The organism is Pseudomonas cannabina (genome assembly GCF_900100365.1).
GTDB classification, from domain to species: Bacteria; Pseudomonadota; Gammaproteobacteria; order Pseudomonadales; family Pseudomonadaceae; genus Aquipseudomonas; species Aquipseudomonas cannabina.
Map to the genome: position 1 here is coordinate 1242772 of NZ_FNKU01000001.1, position 19747 is coordinate 1262518.

The window sequence follows — 19747 nt, forward strand, 5'->3', positions numbered from 1 at the left end:
TTAGTCCTGAGGCGATGGATCGACCAGGGCAGGGCGTTTTTTACAGACGATGATCATGCTGCGACTGGTGTAGCCTGCCGGATTGAGCCCGAACGGATAATCTTCGGGCTCCTCTGCAACATCGCCGGATTTGGCGATGACCTTGAACGCTTTCGACGTACAGGCGTTGGCCGCCAGGTCATAGCATTTCGCCCACGACGATGAGAGCCCCGAGCAGTTGATATGAATCCCGCGCTTGCCTTGAATGACCGGTTTGGATGTCGCCGCACAGCCAGCCATAACAAGCATGGCCAATACGATAAAAATGAATTTCATTCCTGTCCTTAGAAGATCAATAGGTGCTGCGGGCCACCACAGTGAGTGAAACGCATGCCGAGGGGACCTTTACGCAAAAATCTTAAACAGACGAATCAAGTGGTTAACATGGCCCAAGCGCGTGACAAATGCTAGTGCCATGTTGCGTCACCCTGTCAGGCTGGATTCAATCGGCCGGAACCAGTTGAGGTTTTTCCTGTGCCGAGGTGAGCGTCGCACCGATGGAGGCGATGATGATCGCGCCAATTGCCAGCCACTGTGTCAATGACAAGTTCTCGTGCAGAAAGATCAATCCCGACAACGCTGCGAAGACCGGCTCCAGGCTTGCAAGTGTGCCGAACGTGCGCGCCGGCATGCGGGTCAGCGCGACCATCTCCAGACTGTAGGGGAGGGCGGTCGACAGGATGGCCACGCCCAGCGCGGCGGGAATCAGTGTAATGTCCAGCAACGCTGAACCCGCGTGGACCATGCCGACAGGTCCGATGAAAATCGCCGCAATGATGACCCCGAGCGCCGCGGTCTGCACGCCGTTGTCTGCCCCCGCTTTGTGTCCGAACATAATATAGATGGCCCAGCACACACCAGCGCCCAATGCGTAGCTGGCACCGAGCAGGTCGATTGATGCGCTGGAGTGCCCCAGCGGGATCAATAACAGCAGGCCGATGACTGCGAGCGTAACCCACAGGAAGTCAACGGGCTTGCGCGAGGACAGCAGGGCAACCGTCAGCGGGCCGGTGAATTCAAGCGCCACGGCAATGCCCAGCGGGACGGTCTGCAGTGACATATAGAAAAGGAGGTTCATGCTGCCGAGGGCGATGCCGTATATCACGACAGTGCGCAACGACTTTGCGGTCAGGCGTGCGCGCCATGGGCGCAGTACGATCAGCAGAATCAGGCTGGCGAATACCAGCCGCAATGTGGTGGTGCCTTGCGCGCCCACCACAGGGAAAAGTGTCTTGGCCAGCGATGCACCGCTCTGGATGGATGCCATGGCGATAATCAGCAGTCCCAAGGGGAAGAGCGCGGAAGCAATGTTGAGGGGTTTGTCAGGCATTTCGGTTATTTGTCCCGGGTGATCTGTAAGCATGATGATCATGCATGATGCGGAATATATTCGGCTTGAGCAATATACTGCGCAGTCATCGGTGTTCTTCTATATAGGTAATCACAGATCAGCCGATTTCAGGGTTTTTGAAATTAACGGTTGACGCCTTCTGTGATGTGTCTATAATTCGCCCACTTCCGGCGCAGACGGAAACGAAAAAGTCTTGTAGATCAATGGTTTACAATAGTTTGGAGTGGCAGGTCAGCGAGGAAGGAGGTCGAGTCTGGAGTGATCGACAGCGGTGAGAAAAAAGAGTTTGACACGCGGTTGTAAAGCTGTAGAATTCGCCTCCCGCTGACGAGCAACCTGGGGTTGATCGAAGCGCAAGTGGTTGAAGTTGCAAAGGAAACTTTGAAAGCTTCTGAAAATAACCGCTTGACAGATAAAAGAGACGCTGTAGAATGCGTGCCTCGGTTGAGACAAAAGCTCTTAACCACCCGCTCTTTAACAACTGAATCAAGCAATTCGTGTGGGTGCTTGTGGTGTCAGACTGAAGTCAACAGATTATCAGCAACCCAAGTTACTCCGCGAGAAATCAAAGATGTAACCAACGATTGCTGAGCCAAGTTTAGGGTTTTCTCAAAACCCAGTTAGATGTTTGAACTGAAGAGTTTGATCATGGCTCAGATTGAACGCTGGCGGCAGGCCTAACACATGCAAGTCGAGCGGCAGCACGGGTACTTGTACCTGGTGGCGAGCGGCGGACGGGTGAGTAATGCCTAGGAATCTGCCTGGTAGTGGGGGATAACGCTCGGAAACGGACGCTAATACCGCATACGTCCTACGGGAGAAAGCAGGGGACCTTTGGGCCTTGCGCTATCAGATGAGCCTAGGTCGGATTAGCTAGTTGGTGAGGTAATGGCTCACCAAGGCGACGATCCGTAACTGGTCTGAGAGGATGATCAGTCACACTGGAACTGAGACACGGTCCAGACTCCTACGGGAGGCAGCAGTGGGGAATATTGGACAATGGGCGAAAGCCTGATCCAGCCATGCCGCGTGTGTGAAGAAGGTCTTCGGATTGTAAAGCACTTTAAGTTGGGAGGAAGGGCAGTTACCTAATACGTATCTGTTTTGACGTTACCGACAGAATAAGCACCGGCTAACTCTGTGCCAGCAGCCGCGGTAATACAGAGGGTGCAAGCGTTAATCGGAATTACTGGGCGTAAAGCGCGCGTAGGTGGTTTGTTAAGTTGAATGTGAAATCCCCGGGCTCAACCTGGGAACTGCATCCAAAACTGGCAAGCTAGAGTATGGTAGAGGGTGGTGGAATTTCCTGTGTAGCGGTGAAATGCGTAGATATAGGAAGGAACACCAGTGGCGAAGGCGACCACCTGGACTGATACTGACACTGAGGTGCGAAAGCGTGGGGAGCAAACAGGATTAGATACCCTGGTAGTCCACGCTGTAAACGATGTCAACTAGCCGTTGGGAGCCTTGAGCTCTTAGTGGCGCAGCTAACGCATTAAGTTGACCGCCTGGGGAGTACGGCCGCAAGGTTAAAACTCAAATGAATTGACGGGGGCCCGCACAAGCGGTGGAGCATGTGGTTTAATTCGAAGCAACGCGAAGAACCTTACCAGGCCTTGACATCCAATGAACTTTCCAGAGATGGATGGGTGCCTTCGGGAACATTGAGACAGGTGCTGCATGGCTGTCGTCAGCTCGTGTCGTGAGATGTTGGGTTAAGTCCCGTAACGAGCGCAACCCTTGTCCTTAGTTACCAGCACGTAATGGTGGGCACTCTAAGGAGACTGCCGGTGACAAACCGGAGGAAGGTGGGGATGACGTCAAGTCATCATGGCCCTTACGGCCTGGGCTACACACGTGCTACAATGGTCGGTACAGAGGGTTGCCAAGCCGCGAGGTGGAGCTAATCTCACAAAACCGATCGTAGTCCGGATCGCAGTCTGCAACTCGACTGCGTGAAGTCGGAATCGCTAGTAATCGCGAATCAGAATGTCGCGGTGAATACGTTCCCGGGCCTTGTACACACCGCCCGTCACACCATGGGAGTGGGTTGCACCAGAAGTAGCTAGTCTAACCTTCGGGGGGACGGTTACCACGGTGTGATTCATGACTGGGGTGAAGTCGTAACAAGGTAGCCGTAGGGGAACCTGCGGCTGGATCACCTCCTTAATCGACGACTCAGCTGCGCCATAAGCACCCACACGAATTGCTTGATTCATTGAAGAAGACGATGAGAAGCAGCTTTTGCTTTGCACACCCGATTTTGGGTCTGTAGCTCAGTTGGTTAGAGCGCACCCCTGATAAGGGTGAGGTCGGCAGTTCGAATCTGCCCAGACCCACCAGTTACCTGGTGAAGTTGGTCAGAGCGCGTACGACACCCGGATACGGGGCCATAGCTCAGCTGGGAGAGCGCCTGCCTTGCACGCAGGAGGTCAGCGGTTCGATCCCGCTTGGCTCCACCACTTACTGCTTCTGTTTGAAAGCTTAGAAATGAGCATTCCACCCCGATGATTGAAGGGTGCGTGAATGTTGATTTCTAGTCTTTGATTAGATCGTTCTTTAAAAATTTGGGTATGTGATAGAAAGAAATATAGACCGGGCACCTCTTTCACTGGTGCGTGTCCGGGCTAAGGTAAAGTTTGTGAATGCAAACTTTCGGCGAATGTCGTCTTCACAGTATAACCAGATTGCTTGGGGTTATATGGTCAAGTGAAGAAGCGCATACGGTGGATGCCTTGGCAGTCAGAGGCGATGAAAGACGTGGTAGCCTGCGAAAAGCTTCGGGGAGTCGGCAAACAGACTGTGATCCGGAGATGTCTGAATGGGGGAACCCAGCCATCACAAGATGGTTATCTTACGCTGAATACATAGGCGTAAGAGGCGAACCAGGGGAACTGAAACATCTAAGTACCCTGAGGAAAAGAAATCAACCGAGATTCCCTTAGTAGTGGCGAGCGAACGGGGAGCAGCCCTTAAGTTGTATTGAGATTAGCGGAACGCTCTGGAAAGTGCGGCCATAGTGGGTGATAGCCCTGTACGCGAAAATCCCTTTGCAATGAAATCGAGTAGGACGGGGCACGAGAAACCTTGTCTGAATATGGGGGGACCATCCTCCAAGGCTAAATACTACTGACTGACCGATAGTGAACCAGTACCGTGAGGGAAAGGCGAAAAGAACCGCGGAGAGCGGAGTGAAATAGATCCTGAAACCGTATGCGTACAAGCAGTGGGAGCCCACGTTGTTGGGTGACTGCGTACCTTTTGTATAATGGGTCAGCGACTTATTTTCAGTGGCGAGCTTAACCGAATAGGGGAGGCGTAGCGAAAGCGAGTCTTAATAGGGCGTCTAGTCGCTGGGAATAGACCCGAAACCGGGCGATCTATCCATGGGCAGGTTGAAGGTTGGGTAACACTAACTGGAGGACCGAACCGACTACCGTTGAAAAGTTAGCGGATGACCTGTGGATCGGAGTGAAAGGCTAATCAAGCTCGGAGATAGCTGGTTCTCCTCGAAAGCTATTTAGGTAGCGCCTCATGTATCACTGTAGGGGGTAGAGCACTGTTTCGGCTAGGGGGTCATCCCGACTTACCAAACCGATGCAAACTCCGAATACCTACAAGTGCCGAGCATGGGAGACACACGGCGGGTGCTAACGTCCGTCGTGAAAAGGGAAACAACCCAGACCGTCAGCTAAGGTCCCAAAGTCATGGTTAAGTGGGAAACGATGTGGGAAGGCTTAGACAGCTAGGAGGTTGGCTTAGAAGCAGCCACCCTTTAAAGAAAGCGTAATAGCTCACTAGTCGAGTCGGCCTGCGCGGAAGATGTAACGGGGCTCAAACCATGCACCGAAGCTACGGGTATCACCTTTGGTGATGCGGTAGAGGAGCGTTCTGTAAGCCTGTGAAGGTGAGTTGAGAAGCTTGCTGGAGGTATCAGAAGTGCGAATGCTGACATGAGTAACGACAATGGGTGTGAAAAACACCCACGCCGAAAGACCAAGGTTTCCTGCGCAACGTTAATCGACGCAGGGTTAGTCGGTCCCTAAGGCGAGGCTGAAAAGCGTAGTCGATGGAAAACAGGTTAATATTCCTGTACTTCTGGTTATTGCGATGGAGGGACGGAGAAGGCTAGGCCAGCCTGGCGTTGGTTGTCCAAGTTTAAGGTGGTAGGCTGAGATCTTAGGTAAATCCGGGATCTTAAGGCCGAGAGCTGATGACGAGTGTTCTTTAGAACACGAAGTGGTTGATGCCATGCTTCCAAGAAAAGCTTCTAAGCTTCAGGTAACCAGGAACCGTACCCCAAACCGACACAGGTGGTTGGGTAGAGAATACCAAGGCGCTTGAGAGAACTCGGGTGAAGGAACTAGGCAAAATGGCACCGTAACTTCGGGAGAAGGTGCGCCGGTGAGGGTGAAGCATTTACTGCGTAAGCTCATGCCGGTCGAAGATACCAGGCCGCTGCGACTGTTTATTAAAAACACAGCACTCTGCAAACACGAAAGTGGACGTATAGGGTGTGACGCCTGCCCGGTGCCGGAAGGTTAATTGATGGGGTTAGCGCAAGCGAAGCTCTTGATCGAAGCCCCGGTAAACGGCGGCCGTAACTATAACGGTCCTAAGGTAGCGAAATTCCTTGTCGGGTAAGTTCCGACCTGCACGAATGGCGTAACGATGGCGGCGCTGTCTCCACCCGAGACTCTGTGAAATTGAAATCGCTGTGAAGATGCAGTGTATCCGCGGCTAGACGGAAAGACCCCGTGAACCTTTACTATAGCTTTGCACTGGACTTTGAATTTGCTTGTGTAGGATAGGTGGGAGGCTTTGAAGCGTGGACGCCAGTCTGCGTGGAGCCAACCTTGAAATACCACCCTGGCAACTTTGAGGTTCTAACTCAGGTCCGTTATCCGGATCGAGGACAGTGTATGGTGGGTAGTTTGACTGGGGCGGTCTCCTCCTAAAGAGTAACGGAGGAGTACGAAGGTGCGCTCAGACCGGTCGGAAATCGGTCGTAGAGTATAAAGGCAAAAGCGCGCTTGACTGCGAGACAGACACGTCGAGCAGGTACGAAAGTAGGTCTTAGTGATCCGGTGGTTCTGTATGGAAGGGCCATCGCTCAACGGATAAAAGGTACTCCGGGGATAACAGGCTGATACCGCCCAAGAGTTCATATCGACGGCGGTGTTTGGCACCTCGATGTCGGCTCATCACATCCTGGGGCTGAAGCCGGTCCCAAGGGTATGGCTGTTCGCCATTTAAAGTGGTACGCGAGCTGGGTTTAGAACGTCGTGAGACAGTTCGGTCCCTATCTGCCGTGGACGTTTGAGATTTGAGAGGGGCTGTTCCTAGTACGAGAGGACCGGAGTGGACGAACCTCTGGTGTTCCGGTTGTCACGCCAGTGGCATTGCCGGGTAGCTATGTTCGGAAAAGATAACCGCTGAAAGCATCTAAGCGGGAAACTTGCCTCAAGATGAGATCTCACTGGAACCTTGAGTTCCCTGAAGGGCCGTCGAAGACTACGACGTTGATAGGTTGGGTGTGTAAGCGCTGTGAGGCGTTGAGCTAACCAATACTAATTGCCCGTGAGGCTTGACCATATAACACCCAAGCAATTTGCGACTCCCCCAAGGAGCATCAGATTGCGGTGACTGTGGAGATGACACGAACCGAAGGTTTGCGTCACGAACGACACCAATGCTTGCTATCACATACCCGATTTGCTGAAGCGCGCCGCAAGGCACGACTCGGTACCCGAATTTCTTGACGACCATAGAACTTTGGAACCACCTGATCCCATCCCGAACTCAGTAGTGAAACGATGTATCGCCGATGGTAGTGTGGGGTTTCCCCATGTGAGAGTAGGTCATCGTCAAGATTAAATTCCAAAAACCCTCATCGCTTACGCGTTGAGGGTTTTTGTTTTTCTGCTCTCGGAAAATCCTGCATGCCTGATTGAAACAGACCTGTTATCCGACACGTATGCTCATTGTGTTTGGAGGCTGGCGTGCTTCAGACTCCGGGCACACCCTCCTGGAGCCCATCGAATGGCTAATGCCAGACATGATTTCACTACCCAACTTCTCATGGATGCAGGCATTTGCAGTGGTATGCGGATACTGGACGTTGGATGCGGATCCGGTGATGTCGCTTTTTTGCTAAGCGACCTGGTTGGAAGTGCTGGAGAAATCGTCGGAGTGGATCACGACGGCGCTGCGCTGGCTAATGCACGTAGCCGCGCAGGTCAGCGAACTTCTCCAGCGTTCATTCAAAGCGATCTGCTCGACCTTCCGGCATCTGTGGGTATGTTCGACGCCATCGTGGGCCGGAGGGTACTCATGTATCAGACTGACACAGTAGCGGTGGTGAAGGCATTGGCCGTCCACCTTCGTCCTGGAGGCGTCATGGTGTTCTAGGAGCACGACACGACGATGGCCCCCGCCAGCATCGACGCGTTTATCCTGCACAAAAAAGCACAAGGCTGGATACGGCAGATGATCGCTCGCGAAGGCGCCGACCTGCATATAGGGTTCAACCTGCACGGAATTCTCAACAGGGCCGGACTGATCGTCCAGTCTGTGCGTGCGGAATGTGTCGTACAAACGCCAGACAACGCCTACGCACTGGGCTATATAGTGCGCGCCTGCATGCCACGCATTATCGCGCTGGGCGTGGCGACGGCAGACGAAATCGGTATTGATACCCTGCAACAGCGTCTGGACAAAGAGCGCACGCATTCTACCGGTATCTATATAGGTGACGTCATGTTCGGTGCCTGGGCTCACAAGCCCGACAACGGTCACACGCCGATATCGATTGGATGAGGACAGGCTTATACCTGATATAAAAAAACCACCTTCAACAGACTGTGTGAAAACACACTGATGAAGGCCCAAGCAAACGCCCCGACTTGTTCGGGGCGTTTTTTTTGTATTGGCAGCAGACGAAAAAAATGTCCGCTCAGCCCATCAAAGCCATCAGATGGCGCACACCGAGCACTTTAATCGCTCGTTTCAGGTTATAGGCATTCACCGCCAAGGCCATTTCAGCTTTTGTACCCTCCAGTTGTCGCAGCAAGAAACGGCCATTACCAAATAGCCATTGCTTGAGGTTGCCGAAGGGGTGCTCAACGATGGATCTTCGGTTGGCCATCATCTCAGGATGCGCCTGCATTCTTTGCTCCATCCGCTCGAAAGCCTCTTCATGGGCATGTCGTGAGACATAACGGCGCCGGGCTCGAGTGCATTGCGTTTTCAGCGCGCAGTTGGCGCAGTCATCGACCTCAGCCTGATAGATCCGATCACCTTTGTTGTGCTGTTTTAGCGTTAACCATTTGCCTGCCGGACACTGGAAACGATCGTGTCCGGTCTCATAGATAAAGTCTTTTCGCTCAAAGAGCTGCTCTTCCTGACTGCCAGGGTTTTTCGAACGATTGGGCGGTACATAGGCCGTAATCGAAGCATCCTCGCAGGCCTGAAACTGCTTGCCATTGGAGTAGCCGGCATCGGCAGTGACCGTCAGATCATCTTGCTGTAACTCTGCTTTGGCGGCCTTGGCCATCGGCTCCAGTTGCTTTCGGTCATCGCCATCTTGGGTGACCTCATGATGCAAAATCAGGCAATGCTCGGCGTCCACGACGGTTTGCACGTTGTAGGCCACACGTGGCCCTTTGGCCGTGCGCATCATTCGGGCATCGCTTTCATGGGTGTTGAACTGCTCGATGCCCATCGAACGCATCAGTGCCTGGCAACTCTGATTATCCTGTTGTCGAGCCTCAAGCTGTGCCAGGGCTACCTTGATTGCGCTGCGATCAATTGAATCTGTGGTTTCAGCCTTGTCGGCCTCATCCAGCTCGGCCAGATACTGAGCGATGCGCTTATCCAGTTTTTCTTCCTGGCGCTTGAGCTGCTTCAAATTCACATGACGCCGTGAGGATGCGACCGCCTGAAACTTGCTGCCGTCGATGGCCACCAACTCACCGGCGATCAAGCCTGCCGTGCGACAAAACCGAACGAAAGCACGGCAGGTCGCGATGAAGGCGGGTTTATTGTTCTTGCGAAAATCGGCGATGGTCTTGAAGTCGGGCTTGAGCCGGTTGATCAGCCACATCACTTCGATGTTGCGCTGACACTCGGCTTCAAGACGTCGCGATGAGCGAATCCGCTGAAAATAGCCGTAGAGGTAGAGTTTTAGCTGATCGGCGGGATCATAAGCAGGGCGCCCCGTGCTTTTTGGAATCGCTTTATCGAAGCCCAGTTGCACCAGATCGAGCCTGGCAACGTACAGGTCAATGACACGAACGAGGTGATCCTCGGGGATCAACTCTTCCAGCGAGACCGGGAATAGGCTGGTCTGGCTGCGGGACTCACCTTGGATGTAGGCCATAACGAAAAATGCTCTGTATCTTTCGATACGGAGCATTTTCTTTGAGCGCTGCGCAGATTGCTAGGTTTTCACACAGTCTGTTCAAGGTGGTTTTTCATATCGGGATAAATCAGTCGCCGCGATATTCACAGCCGCTGGTGCAGGTTTCGTGGATACGAACGGCAGACAACTCAGGCAGCAAGGGTTTCAGTTCCTCCCAGATCCACTTCGCCAGGTTTTCGCTGGTTGGGTTTTCCAGGCCTGGAATATCGTTCAGGTAGTGGTGATCAAGACGCTCATACAGCGGTTTGAAAATAGCCTTGATCTCGGAGAAGTCCCGAATCCAGCCTGTGTGAGGGTCTACCTTGCCAGCCAGATGAATGCCGACACGAAACGAATGCCCATGCAGACGTCCACACTTGTGCCCCTCTGGAACGTTGGGCAGAAGGTGTGCCGACTCGAACGTAAACTCTTTGAAGATTTCCACTGTGTATTGGCCCCGAAAAATGGCGATCGCTGACGCGATAAATGCTGGCGGCGAGTTTAACAGCAATGCTCCGAAACGCCACGCGAGGCCCTCACCAATGTTCACTTCCGCGCCAGGCTGTTTGATGGCACTCGGCCAGAACCCTTCAGCTTGAATTAAGTTGTTCCGGTTAAAGTAATCCTCATAAAAGCATCGAACTGCCATGGATTTATTCGCTGATGAAAACGCTGACCACTCTGCTGCCGGCTTTGCCTCTGATTATGATGACCTGTGTCGTTCAGGCACGGGGCATTGATCCTCAGGAAGTGTTGCGCCTGAGTGATGAGGGCACCCTTCATACCAGCGAAAAGCTCGATGCCAAAGCGTTGAACGAGCACCCCGGCGCCAGAATTATTGGTACACAGCTCAAGAACATCTACCGCCGGTACGTTTACAATGTCGAGCTGCGTGATGCGCAGGGGATTGAGTGGGACCTCGAAATAGATGCCGCCACGGGCCATGTCTACAGGAATCGTCAGGATAACTAATGAATGTCGACAAGCGTCTCTGTGCCATCCTCGGTTTGAGCCTGGCCTGCTCCTTTGTGTATGCCAGAGATCTGAATCAGGATGAAGCGCTGAGTTTGCGGCAGCGCGGAGTAATCCTGCCTCTCGAACAATTCATCGAGCGGGCGCTTGGGCTTCACCCAGGGGCTCGTTTGCTGGAAGCCGAGCTTGAAGAAAAGAACAATATGTACGTATATGAATTCGAATTGCTGACGCCACAAGGCGTTGTCCGCGAACTCAAGTTCGACGCGCGTGACAGCCGATTGCTGAAAGATGAGGATGACGACTGATGCGCTTGCTACTGGTTGAAGACCATGTGCCTCTTGCGGATGAACTGCTTGCGGCACTGGGACGGCAAGGCTACGCAGTCGACTGGCTGGCTGACGGGCGCGATGCTGTCCATCAGGGGGCAAGCGAGCCCTACGACCTGATCGTGCTCGATCTGGGGTTGCCCGGCATGTCCGGGCTTGAAGTGCTCGAACAGTGGCGTAGCAAGGGGCTGGCGACGCCAGTGCTGATCCTGACCGCACGCGGCTCGTGGTCTGAGCGTATCGAGGGGTTGAAGGCGGGTGCCGATGATTACCTGACCAAACCGTTCCACCCTGAAGAACTGCAGTTGCGCATTCAGGCCCTGTTGCGTCGTTCGCATGGCATGGTCAATCAGCCAACTCTGGAGTCCGCCGGCCTGAACCTCGATGAAAGCCGCCAGTGCGTCAGCCGGGATGGTGTCGATGTACAGCTCACCTCCGCAGAATTTCGGCTGTTGCGTTATTTCATGCTTCATCCAGGCCAGATTCTCTCTAAAAGCCATTTGTCCGAGCATCTGTATGATGGCGAGAACGAGCGAGATTCGAATGTCATCGAGGTACACGTCAATCACTTGAGGCGCAAGCTGGGCCGCACGGTGCTCGAGACCCGCCGTGGTCAGGGCTATCTGTACGGTGGAGCCGGAGGTTGAAGTCCATCCAGCGACGTCTTAGCCTGGGGCTGATTGCGGTCATGGTGATCGTTGGTCTGGTGATGGCGCAGACCAGTCTCTGGCTGTTTGAAGTCGGTTTGCAACGCTATCTGGAATCCGGACTGCGCAACGAAAGCGAGAATCTGCTGGTGGCGCTGGTTCGCGGTCCATCCGGTCTTCAGCTCGATGACCATCGCCTGTCAGGTGCTTATCAACGTCCGCTGTCTGGCCACTATTTTCGTGTCGACCTGCCGCAGGGGCACTGGCGATCTCGCTCCTTGTGGGATTTCGAGCTGCCTCAGCCAGGCACGGGGCTGCACGCCAATCTCGAACTGGGCAAGACCGGTCAGTCGTTGTTGATGCTGACAACGGAATACCGCAAGTTCGGCCAGCAGATCTCAATTACTGTCGCGCAGGACTACACCCCGGTCAGGGCCAGTTTCCGGCGGATGCAGCAGATCGGTCTGGGCCTCGGCCTGGCGGCGCTGATTCTGGTGCTCGCGCTGCAACGCGTGACGGTGCGCAGGGCGCTTCGGCCGCTGGAGACTGTTCGCGAACAGATTTTTCAGCTTCAACAGGGGCAGCGTTCACAGCTGGATAATCAGGTCCCGCTGGAACTGGAACCGCTGGTTGCCCAGATCAACCACCTGCTCGCACACACTGAAGACAGCCTCAAGCGCTCACGCAATGCGCTGGGCAATCTAGGGCACGCGCTGAAGACTCCGCTTGCCGTCCTGCTCAGCCTGGCCCTCAGTGGTCAACTGGATGCCAACCCGTCGCTGCGTAAAATTCTTCAGGAGCAACTGGAAAACATCCGTCAGCGTCTGGAGCGTGAACTCAATCGTGCGCGCCTTTCAGGGGATGCCTTGCCCGGTGCGTGCTTTGACTGTGATACCGAGTTGCCGGGCCTGTTTTCCACGTTAGGGATGATTCATGGTGGTCATCTCGATCTGGTCAACGATGTTGAGAGCGGCATGTACCTGCCTTGGGACCGGGAAGACATCCTCGAGCTGCTGGGCAATCTGCTGGACAACGCCTGCAAATGGGCCGACAGCCAGGTCCGCTTGAGTATCCTGCGAGAGGGTCAGGGTTACTCCCTGCTGGTCGACGACGATGGGCCGGGCATTCCCGAGTCTCGACGCGCTGAAGTCTTCAGCCGCGGTGCCCGTCTTGACGAGCAGATCACCGGGCACGGTCTGGGCTTGGGCATCGTGCGCGACATCGTTGAAGTCTGGGGCGGTCAACTGCAATTACTGGAAAGTCCTGCGGGCGGTCTTCGGGTGCGTATAGACCTTCCGGAACGAACGGCTCCGTAACCTCCCTTGGGCTCGTGAAAAACGCCAGAAAAAGGCGCTTTCGTACAAAAAACCGGATGGGTCTTAATGTAGGTCTGGTGATGCCGATAACCTGATGGGCACCTCTGACTTATAAAAATAACCATAAGGCCAATCCTATGCGTCTCAGTCTGAAAGCCAAGGTTCTGTCGCTGGCGGTCTTGCCGGTCCTGATGTTCGCGCTGGTGATCAGCGCCACGACGGTATTCATGCTGCACAAGCAGGCCGAGCGAGAGGTCAGCGATACGCGAGAGCGCCTGCTCTCCGAAGCCAAGGCAACCCTGCAGAACTACGTGGCAATTGCCATGACCGTTATAAAACCTCTCTACGACGCGGCAGCGCCGGGTGATGAAGCCGCGCGCGCCAACGCCATCAAACTGCTTTCAGCGGTCAGTTACGGCAAGGACGGTTACTTATTCGGCTACGACTCGCAGGTCATCCGCATCTTTCGCAGCACCAGCCCGGATGGCGTGGGAAAGAGCTTCAGTGAAGCTCGTGACGCCAACGGGGTGTATCTCAACCGCGAGTTGGTGGCGGTCGGCAAGGCGGGTACCCACTATGTAATGTACTCATCGGCCCTGCCGGGCAAGACCGAACCTGTTCCCAAGATCGGCTACACCGATTACCTGCCCAAGTGGGATCTGGTCATCGGTTCTGCCGTCAACCTTGATGGTATCGACGCTCAAGTGGCGGTGGTCAGGCAGAACGTCGAAGCGCGGTTACAGGAGATGCTCTACAGCATTCTGGGGATTACCGTTCTGGTGTTGGTCATCATCAGCGCCATCGGGATAGTGATGACCGGCACCTTGCTGCGTCCGCTGGGTTTGATGAAAAACAACCTGGACGACATCGCTGCGGGTGAAGGTGATCTGACCAGGCGTCTCGCCATTACCAGCAACGATGAACTGGGTGATCTGGCGAGTTCGTTCAACCGGTTTGTCGACAAGATTCACGGCATGGTTCGTCAGATCAGCAGTATGACCGGGCAGCTCAACGGTCTGGTCGGTGAAGTTTCGGCACAGGCGCAACGTTCAGAAACCGCCATGGATCGTCAGCGCCACGAAACCGGTCAGGTGGCCACCGCGATCAACGAAATGTCGGCTGTTGCACAGGAAGTCGCCAAAAGCGCACAAGGTGCTTCGGTTGCCGCGCAGCAGACCGACGAGCAAGGGCGTACCGCCAAACGGGTAGTGGATGGCAGCATCAAGCAGATTCATGCGCTGGCGGATGACATCCGTAAAAGCGGTTCTTCGCTGGATGTCTTGCAGAAGGATGTATCTTCAATTGTCAGCGTGCTGGGGGTCATTCGCTCGATTGCCGAACAGACCAACCTGCTTGCACTCAATGCCGCCATCGAGGCCGCAAGGGCAGGGGAAGCGGGGCGTGGCTTTGCCGTGGTGGCCGATGAGGTTCGGGCCCTGGCCAGCCGCACCCAACAGAGCACCCAGGAAATCCAGGGCATGATCGACCGCCTGCAACAAGGTACTCAGGAGGCGGTCACTGCCATGCGCCGATCCAGCGAGGCTGGTGATGGTACGTCAACGCAAGCCAACGAGGCAGGCCAGTCGCTGGTGACCATCGGTGAGCTGATCGCGACCATCAATGCCATGAACGCGCAGATTGCCAGCGCCGCCGAAGAACAGACGGCAGTGGCTGAAGAAATCAATCGCAGCGTTCACCAGATCGCCGGTGCGGTTGAAAGCGTCGCTGACGAGACGCGGCAGAGTGCCCAGGCTTCGCGCAGCCTTGCCGAGCTGGGCGCAAGCCTCGACAGGCTGGTCGGTCAGTTCCGGGTTTGAATCGGGTTTGCAGTGTCGATGAACCCTGAAAACGCCAGCCGACGCGCTTGTCGAAACGCTGGCTTCATATTGCCTTCATCCGATGGCACTCGTACGCCCATGTGCTGACTAAGCACTAGACCGCGCGCAAGGCGCGGTTTACCGACATGGACAGGACATGAACGAAACCACGTTGCAATACAAAACCCTCATTCTGCTATTGGTGCTGGTGACCATTGCCTTCATCTGGATTCTCCTGCCGTTCTACGGCGCAGTGTTCTGGGCGGTCATCCTCGGAATCATCTTTGCGCCGGTGCAGCGCAGGTTGCAGATCAAGTTCAACTGGTCACGCAATCTGACCTCCCTGTGTACCTTGACGATCTGTCTGGTCATCGCGATTCTGCCGGTGATCGTCATCAGCGCCTTGCTGGTTCAGGAAGGCACCATGTTGTACAAGAACGTCGAAACCGGGCAGCTGGATATCGCCGGCTATCTGGCTGAGTTCAAGGACCTGTTGCCACACTCGATTCAGGCATTGCTCGACCGTCTGGGCATGGGCGACCTCGAAGGACTGCGCGACAAAATCACCAAAGGCGCGATGCAAGGCAGCCAGTATTTGGCGACTCAGGCATTCAGCTTCGGCCAGGGCACTTTCGACTTCGTGGTAAGCGTCTTCATCATGCTCTACCTGCTGTACTTCTTCCTGCGCGATGGTCAAGAGCTGGTTCGCAAGATACGCACTGCCTTCCCGTTGGGCGAACAGCAGAAGCGTCGCCTGCAGCTCAAGTTCACCCGCGTCGTGCGTGCCACAGTCAAAGGCAACGTAGTGGTTGCCGTGACGCAAGGTGCGCTGGGTGGTTTCATCTTTTGGGCGCTGGATATCCCGAGCGCTCTGCTCTGGGCGGTGATCATGGCTTTCCTGTCGCTGTTGCCGGCAGTGGGCGCGGGCATCGTCTGGGCGCCAGTGGCGGTCTACTTTCTGCTCAGCGGCATGATCTGGCAGGGTGTGGTGCTGGGCTTGTTCGGGGTATTCGTGATCGGACTGGTGGACAACGTACTGCGCCCGATCCTGGTCGGCAAAGACACCAAGATGCCGGACTATCTGATCCTTATTTCTACCTTGGGCGGCATGTCGGTCTTTGGCTTGAATGGCTTTGTGATCGGGCCTCTGGTGGCCGCCCTGTTCATCTCCAGCTGGGGACTTTTTAGCGGTGACAAGAAAACGGTGAAGCTGCCAGGCTAACGCGCAAGGTAGTGCGGACGATCAGGCACCGCGCTCGCCCTGCGATTATTCGTCTGGTGCGGGCGCGGGACTTTCAATGACGTCTGGCCGTAATGGTCAGGCTGCAAGAACACGTTTCAGTCAGAATTCTTCCCGGCGGCCACGGCCGATTCCACAAAGGTCGCCGGATCATGGTTGAAGCGCTGTGCCTCTTCCAGAAATGGTGCATGGCCTGAGTGTTCATACACGGTCGACTGGATGCGCGCATTGAGCTGCCTGGCGCGGGCGATGCTCGGCTGTACGTTTACAAGCGAGTCCTTGCCGCCGTACAGCAGCAAAACCGGCACCTGTGCCTTGGGTAGTCCCTCAGCTACGGCAACCGTCATGGATGGCGTGGCGCGTGTCATCGTCCAGGAGGCCATGGCGGCGTTCGCCAGCAGCCGTTCGAACGTTTCTGTGTCCGGCCGGACCTGAAAGCACAGCCCGAGAAAAGTACGTACAGCATCAAGATGCGTTTTCAGATCGTCGGCGGCCAGCCCCGCATAGACCTGAGGGTGGGCGGTGATCAGCGCAGCATTGAGCTCGATCACACCGTCGACATACATGACCCGCCAATCTGCGAATCACCATAGGCAGCAAGGTAATTGGACATGACCGCGCCCCCCAGTGACCAGCCGACCAGTATTGGGTGCTTGCTCCCGGTAGCCTCGATGATCGCCGCCAGATCGTCCGCGTAGCGACGTCCGTCACGATACGCGTCGGTATTTTCGGGCTTATCGGAAAGGCCATGACCCCGCAGGTCATAAGTGACCATTCGGTAGCGTTGCGACTCAGGGCTGATGGTCTGCTTTTCCCAATTCAGGCGACTGCCAAGCAAACCGTGGATGAAAATGACGGTAGGGCCGGTTGGATCTCCTGACTCCTGCACCGCGAGCTTGACCCCGTCGGGTGCGCTTACCGTGTAGTGCTTGTCCGCCGCCATCGCCATCGACGAAAGCGCAGCCAACAGCGCGACCCGCGAGATGTTGCGTAATGTTCGGACAAAAAGACCGTGTTTCATGAAGGTGATTTCCAGACGCCAAGGGTGATGAGTTCAATGTAGGTGGATGACTCAGGACGGTCTATGACGTAAAGTCCGGTAAAATTGATTATTCGTCCGAACTCATCAAGGCAGATCCCATGCAGTCCAGCTCCAGCGAGCTGATCAGCGAATTGCTGCTCGGCATGCGCCTCTGCGGCGTTCAATTTCGCCGGATTGAAGTGTCACTGCCCTTGGGCGTCGGCTTCAGCAACGCAGTGGGGCGCGCACAGTTTCATTTCGTCGGGCGCGGGCCGGTCTGGCTGCACAGACCCGACGACGGCCTGCACAGGCTCGAGACTGGCGACGCAGTGCTCATCCCGCGTGGAGGTCCCCATGCAATGTTGACCGTCGAGAAGACGCGCACAGGCGATGTAACGCCGTTTGATCCGGCAGTTGCCATCGAGAATGAGTTCCGTGATACGAGTGGTACTGACGAGGGCAGTGCGTTTCCCGACGCCGTCATCTTCAGTTGTTGCATGGAGCTGCAACTGGGCGGTATGCAGCCACTCGTTGCCGCCATGCCAGACGTGGTGCAGGTGAGCACGATACTGGAAACCTCCCCCGAGCTACGACCGATGCTGGCTGCAATGGAGCGCGAAACCATGACGCGGCAGGCCGGACACGCCGGGATTCTGGCACGCCTTGCCGAAGTAGTTGCCGCGCTGCTTATCCGTGGTTGGGTCGCGAGCGGATGCGGCAATACCGTGGGCTGGTTGGGCGCTTTACAGGACCCCCGATTGAGCCGGGCTATTGTCATGATGCACAGACATCCGGGTAGAAACTGGACGGTAGCCACGCTGGCCAGTGAAGCCAGGCATTCCCGCACGGTGTTCGCTCAGCGTTTTCTCGGCGCAACAGGTATTCCTCCACTTCGATACCTGACAGAGCTGAGGATGCGCCTGGCGTTACACAGCCTGAGACATGAGCACCAGCCTCTGGAGATTATTGCCGGACAACTGGGCTACGCCTCTCTGGCGGCGTTCAGTCGTGCATTCAAACGCGCTGTGGGGGTTTCTCCAGGCGCGGTCCGAGCTGCGACCCGCATTGCCGCGTAGCCGGACCGAGTGATCTCAACACCAAAAAAAACCCTGCTCGAAGGCAGGGTTTTTTGTTTCCGGATGATCAGCCTGCTACGTGCAAACCGGCATTGACCACCAGGTCCAGCAGCGGTTGCGGGTAAACACCCAGCACGAAGGTCAGGATCGCAACGGCCAGCAGCATGACGCCGCCAGTGCGCTGTGCCCAGTTGATCGCTGCATCGTGACGCGGCATCTTGTTGTCGACCAGGTACATGGTGACCATCACCCGCAGGTAATAGAACAGGCCGATTGCGCTACCGATAACCAGTGCACCCACCAGCCACCACAGCTGCGACTCGACGCCGGTGGCCATGATGTAGAACTTGCCGATGAAGCCTGCGGTCAGCGGAATACCCGCCAGCGACAGCATCATCAGGGTCATGACGGCTGTCAGGTAAGGACGACGCCAGAACAGACCGCGATATTCGAACATCGCATCGGCATCACGCCCGCTGTAAGGCGAGGACATCATGGTGATCACACCAAAGCTGCCCAGCGAAGTCAGAACGTAGGTCGCCAGATAGACACCGATGGCCTCGACCGCCATGCCCTTGCTCGCGACCAGCGCGATCATCAGGTAACCGAAGTGCGCAATGGACGAGTAGCCCAGCAGGCGCTTGAGATTGGTCTGCGTCAGCGCCAGCAGGTTACCGACCAGGATCGACGCCACTGCAATCACGGCCAGTACGTCATGCAACACGCCGCTGCTTGCCGCCGGAGAGATCTGAAAGAGTCGTACCAGCACCGCAAACACTGCAACCTTGCTCGCCGTCGCCAGGAATGCTGCAACAGGAGCAGGCGCGCCTTCATAGACATCCGGCGTCCACAGGTGAAAAGGCACCAGCGACAGCTTGAAGGCAAGCCCCACCACCATCATGCCCAGACCCAGACTGGCAATCGGGCTTGGCAGGCCGGTAGCGGCAATGGCTTTGCCGATGCCTTCGAAACTCAGCGAGCCGGCTTCTGCGTACAACAGCGCCATGCCGAACAGCAAAAATGCCGAACCGGCTGCCGACAGCACCATGTACTTGATGCCGCCTTCCAGCGAACGCTTGTTGAAGAAGGCGTAAGCCACCAGACCGTAGACCGGCACCGACAGCAACTCTAGGCCGATGAACAGACCCGCCAGGTGCTGCGCGCTGACCAGCACCAGGCCACCGGCGGCGGCCAGCAGGATCAGCAGGTAAAGTTCTTCGCGGTTACCCGGATAACCCGCCTTGCCATCACCCAGATAGGCATGTGCCATGGTTACGCAGGCCAGCGTAGAGGCGAGAATGATCGCCATGTACAGGCAGGCGAAGTTGTCGATGTGCAGCAGCGGTGTGACCACCAGCGGGGCAACTTGCAGTGCAGGGTAAATCGACAGCAGTGCCAGGTTGAGGCCTGCTACCGACAGCAGGAACGTTTGCGAGTGATTGCGGCGCCATGCAATCGCCAGCATCACCACAACAACGGTGAGGCTGGTAATCAGCAGTGGCGCAAGCGCAATAAAGTGTTGAATCGTCAGGTCCATA

At 55.7% G+C, this 19747-nt stretch carries 14 protein-coding genes, 2 tRNA genes, 3 rRNA genes and 2 pseudogenes; 15 read left to right on the forward strand and 6 right to left on the reverse strand.

The window, feature by feature from the left end; genetic code table 11:
* Positions 1–315, reverse strand: a complete 315-nt coding sequence (locus BLT55_RS05875; RefSeq protein ID WP_007251341.1) for a hypothetical protein — start codon at positions 313–315, stop codon at positions 1–3.
* Between the two features lie 166 nt (positions 316–481).
* Complete coding sequence (gene rhtA / locus BLT55_RS05880; RefSeq protein ID WP_054998599.1) at positions 482–1369, reverse strand: threonine/homoserine exporter RhtA; 888 nt, start codon at positions 1367–1369, stop codon at positions 482–484.
* Positions 1370–2020: 651 nt separating this feature from the next.
* Here rhtA and BLT55_RS05885 point away from each other — a divergent pair.
* The 7 genes from BLT55_RS05885 to BLT55_RS33875 all read left to right on the forward strand — a co-directional run bounded on the left by BLT55_RS05885 (position 2021) and on the right by BLT55_RS33875 (position 8209).
* A 16S ribosomal RNA gene (locus BLT55_RS05885) occupies positions 2021–3559 on the forward strand.
* A gap of 96 nt (positions 3560–3655) precedes the next feature.
* Positions 3656–3732, forward strand: a tRNA-Ile gene (locus tag BLT55_RS05890).
* Between the two features lie 44 nt (positions 3733–3776).
* Positions 3777–3852, forward strand: a tRNA-Ala gene (locus BLT55_RS05895).
* A 241-nt stretch (positions 3853–4093) separates the two neighbouring features.
* Positions 4094–6985: ribosomal RNA gene (locus tag BLT55_RS05900) — 23S ribosomal RNA — on the forward strand.
* Between the two features lie 162 nt (positions 6986–7147).
* Positions 7148–7263: ribosomal RNA gene (rrf, locus tag BLT55_RS05905) — 5S ribosomal RNA — on the forward strand.
* Together the 16S, 23S and 5S rRNA genes with 2 tRNA genes alongside form the textbook arrangement of a ribosomal RNA operon.
* A gap of 169 nt (positions 7264–7432) precedes the next feature.
* Entirely contained in the window at positions 7433–7801 is a 369-nt protein-coding gene (locus tag BLT55_RS33870; RefSeq protein ID WP_223862869.1) for a class I SAM-dependent methyltransferase, read from the forward strand.
* Between the two features lie 15 nt (positions 7802–7816).
* Entirely contained in the window at positions 7817–8209 is a 393-nt protein-coding gene (locus BLT55_RS33875; RefSeq protein WP_223862868.1) for a hypothetical protein, read from the forward strand.
* 136 nt (positions 8210–8345) lie between these two features.
* Here BLT55_RS33875 and BLT55_RS05915 read toward each other — a convergent pair whose 3' ends face one another.
* A complete protein-coding gene (locus BLT55_RS05915; protein WP_055001182.1) occupies positions 8346–9770 on the reverse strand; it encodes an IS1182-like element ISPsy6 family transposase in 1425 nt (474 codons plus the stop codon).
* 109 nt (positions 9771–9879) lie between these two features.
* Entirely contained in the window at positions 9880–10236 is a 357-nt protein-coding gene (queD, locus tag BLT55_RS05920) for a 6-carboxytetrahydropterin synthase QueD (protein ID WP_054085213.1), read from the reverse strand.
* A gap of 218 nt (positions 10237–10454) precedes the next feature.
* Here queD and BLT55_RS05930 point away from each other — a divergent pair, with 218 nt between their 5' ends.
* From BLT55_RS05930 to BLT55_RS05955, 7 genes and pseudogenes are all read left to right on the forward strand, one after another.
* The gene (locus BLT55_RS05930; RefSeq protein ID WP_054998748.1) at positions 10455–10763 is read left to right on the forward strand and encodes a PepSY domain-containing protein; all 309 of its coding nucleotides are present in this window, start codon (positions 10455–10457) and stop codon (positions 10761–10763) included.
* Positions 10763–11071, forward strand: coding sequence for a PepSY domain-containing protein (locus BLT55_RS05935; protein ID WP_007249109.1), 309 nt, complete (start codon positions 10763–10765; stop codon positions 11069–11071). The genes BLT55_RS05930 and BLT55_RS05935 overlap by 1 nt, the downstream gene beginning before the upstream one ends.
* Positions 11071–11739, forward strand: a complete 669-nt coding sequence (locus BLT55_RS05940; RefSeq protein ID WP_054998749.1) for a response regulator transcription factor — start codon at positions 11071–11073, stop codon at positions 11737–11739. Before BLT55_RS05935 ends, BLT55_RS05940 begins: the two co-directional genes overlap by 1 nt.
* A complete protein-coding gene (locus BLT55_RS05945) occupies positions 11736–13055 on the forward strand; it encodes a sensor histidine kinase (RefSeq protein ID WP_054998750.1) in 1320 nt (439 codons plus the stop codon). The genes BLT55_RS05940 and BLT55_RS05945 overlap by 4 nt, the downstream gene beginning before the upstream one ends.
* Before the next feature lie 227 nt (positions 13056–13282).
* A pseudogene (locus BLT55_RS34675) lies at positions 13283–14014 on the forward strand (cache domain-containing protein); the annotation flags it as partial.
* Positions 14015–14116: 102 nt separating this feature from the next.
* On the forward strand, positions 14117–14872 hold the full coding sequence (locus BLT55_RS34680) for a methyl-accepting chemotaxis protein (RefSeq protein WP_397389530.1): 756 nt from the start codon (positions 14117–14119) through the stop codon (positions 14870–14872).
* A 157-nt stretch (positions 14873–15029) separates the two neighbouring features.
* Complete coding sequence (locus BLT55_RS05955; protein WP_007249114.1) at positions 15030–16094, forward strand: AI-2E family transporter; 1065 nt, start codon at positions 15030–15032, stop codon at positions 16092–16094.
* Between the two features lie 116 nt (positions 16095–16210).
* On the opposite strand, the pseudogene BLT55_RS05960 reads toward BLT55_RS05955, so the two are convergent.
* Positions 16211–17133: pseudogene (locus BLT55_RS05960) on the reverse strand (alpha/beta fold hydrolase).
* 119 nt (positions 17134–17252) lie between these two features.
* Between BLT55_RS05960 and BLT55_RS05965 the strand changes: the two are divergent.
* The gene (locus BLT55_RS05965; protein WP_054998752.1) at positions 17253–18209 is read left to right on the forward strand and encodes an AraC family transcriptional regulator; all 957 of its coding nucleotides are present in this window, start codon (positions 17253–17255) and stop codon (positions 18207–18209) included.
* 67 nt (positions 18210–18276) lie between these two features.
* Here the strand turns inward: BLT55_RS05965 and nuoN are convergent, their stop codons facing one another.
* Positions 18277–19746 carry an NADH-quinone oxidoreductase subunit NuoN gene (gene nuoN / locus BLT55_RS05970; protein ID WP_054085184.1) on the reverse strand — a complete coding sequence of 490 codons (1470 nt, stop codon included), beginning with the start codon at positions 19744–19746 and terminating at the stop codon, positions 18277–18279.
* Position 19747: the final 1 nt, after the last annotated feature.